Consider the following 8,014-nt stretch of genomic DNA (forward strand, 5'->3'; position numbering starts at 1 on the left):
TAACTGTAGCTTCTGTAACTACTGGGAAATTTAATATTTTCTGTAAAATTAGAGCAAAAGATACTGCAAATGCAAAAGACATTATCTTTCAAATTGATGATATTGATGGGGTTTACAGAACCGAAACTATGATTTCATTAGAAGAAAGCATAAACGACAAAAAACGATTAATGCACACGATTTTTAAAGAATTGTAATAGTTAGAATTATAAAAAAAATCCCGTTTAATTACTAAACGGGATTTTTTTATGCTTTTATTTTCTAATCTTCATCGTCATCATCATCTGAATCTGATTTTATTTTGTTTCCATCGGCATCTTCTTCATCATCTAATTCAATTTTTTCTTCCTCTTCTTCCTCATCTTCATCTTCAATACCTAAATCTTTAATGGCATCTATGCTTACTTCTGGCGTAATAAAGTCTTCCTCTTCATCAAAATTTTCAATTCTGTCGGCCAATTTCATACTGACTTTTACTAAATAAATAGTATCTTCTGTTTTCACTTCAACTGCCTCAATGGTCTCATTTTTAGCATTTTTGAAACGAATAATATCCGAATCATCATATCCATCAGGAAATTTTTCAACCAATAAGTTTAAAATTTCATTTGTTAATTTTGCGTACTCTACAATTACTCTTTTCATTTTTTGTTTGCCTTAATCAATTTAATTGTCAAATTTAGTATTGAAATTTTAAAATTTAAATTTTTTTAAAACTTTTTTTTTTCTTATTACCATCCCAAGATGTAAGCGAAGATTAGTGGTGTCACAATAGTTGCGTCTGATTCTACGATAAATTTTGGTGTATCAACATCTAATTTACCCCAAGTAATTTTTTCATTTGGAACGGCTCCAGAATACGATCCATAACTTGTAGTTGAATCTGAAATCTGACAGAAATAACTCCAGAATGGCACGTCATGCATTTCCATATCTTGGTATAACATTGGTACTACGCAAATTGGGAAATCTCCAGCAATTCCTCCACCAACTTGGAAAAATCCAATTCCTTTACCGGCGCAATTTTTTGGATACCAATCTGCCAACCACATCATATATTCAATACCGCTTTTTGTAGTTGATGCTTTAAATTCCCCTTTGATGCAGTAAGATGCAAAAATGTTCCCCATAGTACTATCTTCCCAACCTGGAACCACAATAGGTAAGTTCTTTTCTGCAGCAGCAACCATCCAAGAATCTTTAGGATCAATTTCATAATATTGCTCTAAAACCCCTGAATTAAGCATTTGATACATAAATTCGTGTGGAAAATATCTTTCGTTGTTTTTATCTGCTTTGTTCCAAATATCATATAAATGTTGTTGCAAACGACGAAACGCTTCTTCTTCAGGAATACAAGTATCTGTAACTCTATTGAAATGATTGTCTAACAAATCTCTTTCTTCTTCAGGAGATAAATCTCTATAATTTGGTACTCTTTTGTATGAATTGTGTGCCACTAAATTCATAATATCTTCTTCTAAATTCGCACCTGTACAAGAAATGATATGAATTTTATCTTGACGAATCATTTCCGCTAATGATTTTCCTAACTCAGCAGTACTCATTGCACCTGCCAAAGTTACCATCATTTTACCGTTGTCTAATAAATGGGTTTCATATCCTTTTGCAGCATCTACTAAAGCAGCTGCGTTAAAATGTAAATAATGTTTTTCTACAAACTGACTAATTGGTCCTTTACTCATGGGGTTTATTTATTATCGTTTTTGTTTTTGTTGTATCCTAAAATTTCTAAGACTTGTTCGGCATTTTGTTGTTCAGAAAAGACTTCTGTAGCAAAAATTCCGTTTTTGTCTTTATCAATTAATATATGTTTGGGTTGTGGTAAAATACAGTGACTTAAACCGCCATAACCACCTATTGTTTCTTGGTATGCACCTGTATTGAAAAAGCCAATATACAATGGTTTTTCTTTGTTATATTTAGGCAAATATACAGCATTCATATGTTGCTCAGAGTTGTAATAATCGTCTCCGTCGCACGTTAATCCACCTAAAAGCACCCTTTCATAATTGTCATTCCAACGGTTTACAGCTAACATGACAAAACGTTTGTTAATTGCCCAAGTGTCTGGTAGGGTAGTGATAAAAGAAGAATCAATCATGTTCCAATTTTCTCTATCATTTTGTTTTTTTTGATATAAAACTTGGTACAAAGCACCACCAGCTTCACCAACTGTAAACGAACCAAATTCAGTGAAAATATGAGGTACATCTACTTCTGCAGCGTCACAAGCGATTTTAATTTGATTTAAAATTTCATCAACCATATATTGGTAGTCATATTCAAAGGCTAATGAATTTTTTATAGGAAAACCACCACCAATATTTAAACTATCCAGTGACGGACATTCTTTTTTTAAGGCAATGTATACTTTTAAACATTTCACTAATTCATTCCAGTAATACGCTGTGTCGCGAATCCCTGCGTTAATGAAAAAGTGAAGCATTTTAAGTTCAACTTTTTTGTTATCGGCAATTTGTTTTCTGTAAAAAGGTAAAATGTCTTTATAACCAATACCTAAACGTGACGTGTAAAATTCGAATTTTGGTTCTTCTTCGGCAGCAATTCTAATTCCGATTTTAAATTTACCATCAATTTGTTCTTGAAGTAAATCTAATTCTTCAAAATTATCAATAACAGGAATGGTGTTTTTATGTCCATTATTGATTAAACGAGCGATATTAGTAACGTATTGATCACGTTTAAAACCATTACAAACAATAAAAGAATTTTTATTGATTTTACCTTGTTCCATAAGGTTTTCAACGATATTAATATCAAAAGCGGAAGACGTTTCAATATGAATATTGTTTTTTAGAGCTTCATTTAAAATGAATTCAAAATGAGAACTTTTGGTACAATAACAATAAAAATATTTGGCTTCATATCCATGTTTTTCCATAGAATTTCTGAACCACATTTTTGCTTTGTTAATGTTTTGAGAAATTTTTGGCAAATACGTAAATTTCAATGGCGTACCATATTGTTCTACTAATTTCATCAAATCAATACCATGAAAATGCAAATTATCTTTATTCAAAGTAAATTCTTCCTGTGGAAAATAGAAAGTTTGATTGATAAGGTCGGAATATTTTGTATTCATTTGACTGTTACTAATTTAATTAATTGAAATACGTGCCATTTTTGTTGAGCAAAAGTAAAAATAATATTACTAAAAACAGAAGTAAAGTAAAAAAAAATTAATTCTTCAAATAATCTTCAAACGCTAATAAAATCAAGGATTTATCAACGGTTTGATTAATTTTACTTTCACCAATTTTGTTTAATAATGTAAATTGTATGTTTCCAAACTCATTTTTTTTGTCGAAAATTAATAAATCCAATATTTTTTGGATGTCAGAATCATTAAAAGATATTTTTTCAAAAACATCAGTAATAATATATTTTATTTCGGCATAACTATCTTTAGAAATAAATTCTAACTTATAGGACAAGTAACTTTCTAATATCATACCAATAGCAATAGCTTCGCCATGAAGTAATTGATTTTTATCTTCGGATTCTAAACAATAACTTTCTATGGCATGCCCTAATGAATGTCCAAAATTCAATGCTTTTCTAATTCCGTTTTCTTTTAAATCTTGTGAAACGATTTTGTTTTTTATTTCAATTGATTGTTTTATTAAAACATCTAAATCATCTGTATTTAAGTTATTTAGATGTTTTAATTTATCCCAATAAGTTTTGTCGTAAATTAATCCGTGTTTTAGCATTTCAGCCAATCCAGAACGCATTTGATTTGTTGGCAACGTTTCTAAAAATTTAGAAATTACAATAACCGATTTAGGTTCGTTAATTATCCCAATTTGATTTTTTAAACTGCCTAAATCCACACCCGTTTTTCCGCCAACAGAAGCGTCAACCATAGCTAAAAGAGTAGTTGGGATATTAACAAAATCAATACCTCTTTTATATGTACTTGCTACAAAACCTCCAATATCAGTAATAATGCCTCCGCCTAAATTAATCATAATGCTTTTTCTATCCGCATCTAATTCAATTAAAGTATGCCATAAATCAATACACGTGTATATGTTTTTATTTTCTTCACCCGCTTCAATTTCAATGATTTCAATTTCAATTTCGGTTGGTAAATTCGCAAGAAAATATGGTAAACAATGTTCATTCGTATTTTCATCTACTAACACAAAAATTTTAGAATAGGTTTCAGTTTTTAGCAGATTTTCTAAATACACAAAACTTGCATCATTAAAATAAATAGTGTAATTATCAGATTGAATAGGTGTCATTATACAGTTTATAAATTCTTCACAAAATAAATTAAAAAATATGAGAAATCATTCGTTCAATAAGTATATTTGCATTCCTTAATATGAATTCAATAATAATGGATAAAATATTTAACAATACAGAAAAAGCATTTTCGCTTAAATCTAACTCTGAATTAAACAGAGCACACTTCTTATTTCAAATGATTGGCAAGCCTTCATTGGTAAAAATAGGTACTTCCTTAACTAATTTCGCTTTAAAATTTCATTTACCTGTTGAAAGCATTATAAGAAAAACCGTATTTGATCATTTTTGTGGTGGTGTTAGCGAACAAGATTGTTTGCAAGTGGTGGCAAAAATGTACACCAAAGGCGTTTCCTCAGTTTTAGATTATTCTGTAGAAGGAAAAGAAGAAGAAGCACAGTTTGACGCTTGTTTAAAAATGACGTTAAAAACTATTGATTTTGCGAAAGAAAACAAAGCCATTCCGTTTGCTGTTTTTAAACCAACCGGATTGGGAAGAATTGATTTGTATGAAAAAGTAGGAGAAAAAGCAACATTAAGCACTACAGAACAAGAAGAATGGAATAGAGTAGTGGCACGATTTGAAAAAATTTGTCAATATGCCTATGATAATGATGTGAAACTCTTAGTTGACGGTGAAGAAACCTGGATGCAAGATGCGGCTGATGAAATAGTGGAGCGTATGATGGAAAAATTTAACACCAAAAAAGCAATTATTTTCAATACCTTACAATTGTATAGATGGGATAAAGTGCCTTATTTAAAAGCCCTGCATTTAAGAGCGAAAGAAAAAGGATATCATATTGGCATGAAATTAGTTCGTGGGGCGTATATGGAAAAAGAAGCCAAACGTGCGGAAGTAAAAGGTTATAAAAATCCAATTTGCGAATCCAAACAAGCTACTGACATTAATTTCAATGAAGGACTAAACTATATGTTAGATAATATTAATGAAATGGCTGTTTTTGCTGGAACACATAATGAAGAAAGTTCTTATTTATTAATGAATTTGATGAAGGAAAAAGGCATTGCTAATACCGATTCTAGAATTTGGTTTGGCCAATTATACGGTATGAGCGATAATATAAGTTATAATTTAGCAGCCAATAATTATAATGTAGCAAAGTACTTGCCATTTGGACCTGTTAGAGACGTAATGCCTTATTTAATAAGACGCGCACAAGAAAACACATCTGTTGCAGGACAAACGGGAAGGGAACTAACTTTGATAATTTCGGAACGAAATAGAAGAAAATTGAAATAAATGTTAAAAAAATTATTTTTAACAAAATAATTCCTAAATTTGAATGAACTTTAAAAATTATTTAAGATGAATAAAAAATTACTTTTTCTATGCACGGCATTAGGTGCATTTTCTTTTGCAAACGCCCAAGAGTTTCTTTATGACAATTATAACTCGCTTACTGTTGGTAATGTAGGAACTAATGTAGCAGGTACTGTTTTAGGACAGGGAGGTTATTATACGTTTGGTACTGGTGGTGCTAATACAAATTTTCAAATCGTAGCAGACACTCCGGCTCAAGGAAATGTGGTACAATTAACAGGATCGGCTACAGCTACTGGAACTTGGTACATGTTTAAAGACATTACTGCTGGATGGGCTGCAAGAACTGCTGGAAACAACGTTATTAATGTAGAATTTGATATTTATACTGGAGGAGCAACTACAAGTAAAAATACCTCAAGAGTATACATATATAATAGTGATGGTTCTACAGTGTTAGGTGGTTTAATGTTAAATTTAGAAACAAAAGCTTTATCTGGTATTGCATTTTATGATCCAAATAATGGTGGTGTGAATCCTGTAGGAACATATTCTTTTAATTTAGGTGCATCAAATGCTGTTATTTCTTTAACAGCAAGTTCATGGGTTAGAGTAGGTATATCATACAATACAACAACAAGACAATTAGTATGGAAGGGTCCAGGATTTTATGTTGGTGTAACAGGTGCAACTCCAGCAACTGGAACAACTGCTCCAGGTGAAATTGATTATATCAATTCTGCAGGTACTGCAAATACTGTTTCTGCTACTTCAAAATTTGATAATTTAATGGCAAGAGCAAATGCTACAGAAAATTTATTAGGAAACTCAAGTTTTAATTCTACTATTGCAACTTTCTCAAATGTTTATCCTAATCCTGTAGTTGATTTTGCTTCAATTAGTTTAATTGATGCAACAATAAATGCTATTACTGTAATGGATATTAATGGTAGAGTAGTAAAATCTGGTAATTCTAATGAATTAGCAACTGCTAAAATTGATTTATCTGATTTAACAGCTGGAATTTATTTAATGAAAATTGAAACTGATAAAGGTGTTTCCACAGAAAAAATTATTAAAAAATAATTATTAAATATATAAAAATCCCGATATGTTTAAAACATGTCGGGATTTTTTATGCAATAAATTTGCTAGCAATATCTTCAGAAGGCAGCAAACAATTCTCTTTTTTTCCATACCATTTGTATCTGTTTTTGGCAATACAATCGTAAAAAATATTCTTTATATTTGTGGGAATAAAATTAAATACTAACAGTAATTTCACTGATGAAGACAAGTGTTTAATAATCCTAAAAACCGCTTCTGATTTAATAAAATAGGCATAACCAGGTTCGTAAAGTATGATACTGTCTATAGTTTTATTAATACCTAAATAAGCAATTATTTTTTGTCCGGTTTCACTTTGTAAGGCTACAAATCTGAAACTATCATTTGTGTCGTTTTTTATAATAAAATTGACCTTATCATTACAATAATTACAAACGCCATCAAAAAGTATGATTTTTTTATCTTGAGGTAATTGGTTAATTTCCATTACTCGTTTGTTAGTAATTGAATTTGACTTCTATATCTTTCAATTAATAATGTCATCATGCGTTTATTTAAACTTGAGGAATTTTTAATATAAATTAAATATTCTTCCACTGAAAATAAGCCAATAATAATACCCTTTAAAGCATTTCTGAATTTTATATCTTTTTGAATTATGTTTTCAATGTATTTTTCTTTTTTATCAGGTGAGAGTGTAAAAAATAATCCTTTTTGTTTGATGGCATAATTTATAAAGACCTGTAAAAGCAACTCGTTTTGAAACTTTAAAATTGGTCGTAAAGTGTTATTCTGAAACGCTTCTTCAGTTAACGTATCTAAAAAATCAGTACCTAATTTTTCGGATTTAATTGCAGATAAAAGCTCATTTCTAGGTATCATAATACTTGTTTTTTATTAATTATTAATCTATATCTAATAAATTTAATTTTTCTGCTTTAACGTGTTGTACTTCAAATAATTCTAAATCAAAATAAGGGACAGAAGCAATGATATGGTCAAAAATATCAGCCATAATATATTCGTAATTTTCCCATTTTTTATCTTTACTAAAACAATAAATCTCTAAAGGAATACCTTTCTCTGTTGACTGTAAATGTCTGACTAACAAATGCATATCCTTGTTAATTCCAGGATGTGTTTCAATATATTTTTGAATGTATTTTCGAAACAAACCTAAGTTTGTCATATTTCGACCATTTACGTTTAATGATTTATCGATGTTATTTGCTATGTTAAACTTATCAATATCCAATTTTTTCTTATCAATATAATTCGATACAAACTGAATACGTTTAAACGATTCCAATTCTTCATTCGTAACAAACCGAACGGTAGCACCTTTTATTAAAACGTGTCGTT

9 protein-coding genes and 1 pseudogene are annotated in these 8,014 nt (G+C 29.9%); 3 read left to right on the forward strand and 7 right to left on the reverse strand.

The annotated features are described in order from the left end of the window. The coding region (locus KA468_RS09835; RefSeq protein ID WP_291242766.1) for an Lrp/AsnC ligand binding domain-containing protein at window positions 1-197 on the forward strand (197 nt) is incomplete at its 5' end. A gap of 64 nt (window positions 198-261) precedes the next feature. On the opposite strand, the gene KA468_RS09840 is transcribed toward KA468_RS09835, so the two are convergent. The 4 genes from KA468_RS09840 to aroB form a co-directional block, all read right to left on the reverse strand. Further along, window positions 262-645 (reverse strand): DNA primase, encoded by a 384-nt coding sequence (locus KA468_RS09840; protein WP_291242767.1) that lies wholly within the window; start codon window positions 643-645, stop codon window positions 262-264. 86 nt (window positions 646-731) lie between these two features. After that, complete coding sequence (locus KA468_RS09845; RefSeq protein ID WP_291242768.1) at window positions 732-1,706, reverse strand: deoxyhypusine synthase family protein; 975 nt, start codon at window positions 1,704-1,706, stop codon at window positions 732-734. Between the two features lie 5 nt (window positions 1,707-1,711). Continuing rightward, a complete protein-coding gene (locus tag KA468_RS09850; RefSeq protein WP_291242769.1) occupies window positions 1,712-3,127 on the reverse strand; it encodes an arginine decarboxylase in 1,416 nt (471 codons plus the stop codon). Between the two features lie 97 nt (window positions 3,128-3,224). Next, complete coding sequence (aroB, locus tag KA468_RS09855; RefSeq protein WP_291242770.1) at window positions 3,225-4,295, reverse strand: 3-dehydroquinate synthase; 1,071 nt, start codon at window positions 4,293-4,295, stop codon at window positions 3,225-3,227. Window positions 4,296-4,393: 98 nt separating this feature from the next. Here aroB and KA468_RS09860 point away from each other — a divergent pair, with 98 nt between their 5' ends. Together KA468_RS09860 and KA468_RS09865 are read left to right on the forward strand one after the other, a co-directional pair. Then, entirely contained in the window at window positions 4,394-5,563 is a 1,170-nt protein-coding gene (locus KA468_RS09860; RefSeq protein WP_291242774.1) for a proline dehydrogenase family protein, read from the forward strand. A gap of 66 nt (window positions 5,564-5,629) precedes the next feature. Next, complete coding sequence (locus KA468_RS09865; RefSeq protein WP_291242771.1) at window positions 5,630-6,670, forward strand: T9SS type A sorting domain-containing protein; 1,041 nt, start codon at window positions 5,630-5,632, stop codon at window positions 6,668-6,670. A 49-nt stretch (window positions 6,671-6,719) separates the two neighbouring features. On the opposite strand, the gene KA468_RS09870 is transcribed toward KA468_RS09865, so the two are convergent. The 3 genes and pseudogenes from KA468_RS09870 to KA468_RS09880 all read right to left on the reverse strand — a co-directional run. After that, window positions 6,720-7,133: a thiol-disulfide oxidoreductase DCC family protein gene (locus KA468_RS09870; protein ID WP_291242775.1), complete on the reverse strand. Its 414-nt coding sequence runs from the start codon at window positions 7,131-7,133 to the stop codon at window positions 6,720-6,722. A 5-nt stretch (window positions 7,134-7,138) separates the two neighbouring features. Next, window positions 7,139-7,534, reverse strand: coding sequence for a glyoxalase (locus tag KA468_RS09875; RefSeq protein WP_291242772.1), 396 nt, complete (start codon window positions 7,532-7,534; stop codon window positions 7,139-7,141). A 22-nt stretch (window positions 7,535-7,556) separates the two neighbouring features. Further along, window positions 7,557-8,014 (reverse strand): annotated as a pseudogene (locus tag KA468_RS09880) (mechanosensitive ion channel domain-containing protein); the annotation flags it as partial.

The sequence above is a fragment of the Flavobacterium sp. genome, from assembly GCF_017985075.1.
Lineage (GTDB): Bacteria > Bacteroidota > Bacteroidia > Flavobacteriales > Flavobacteriaceae > Flavobacterium.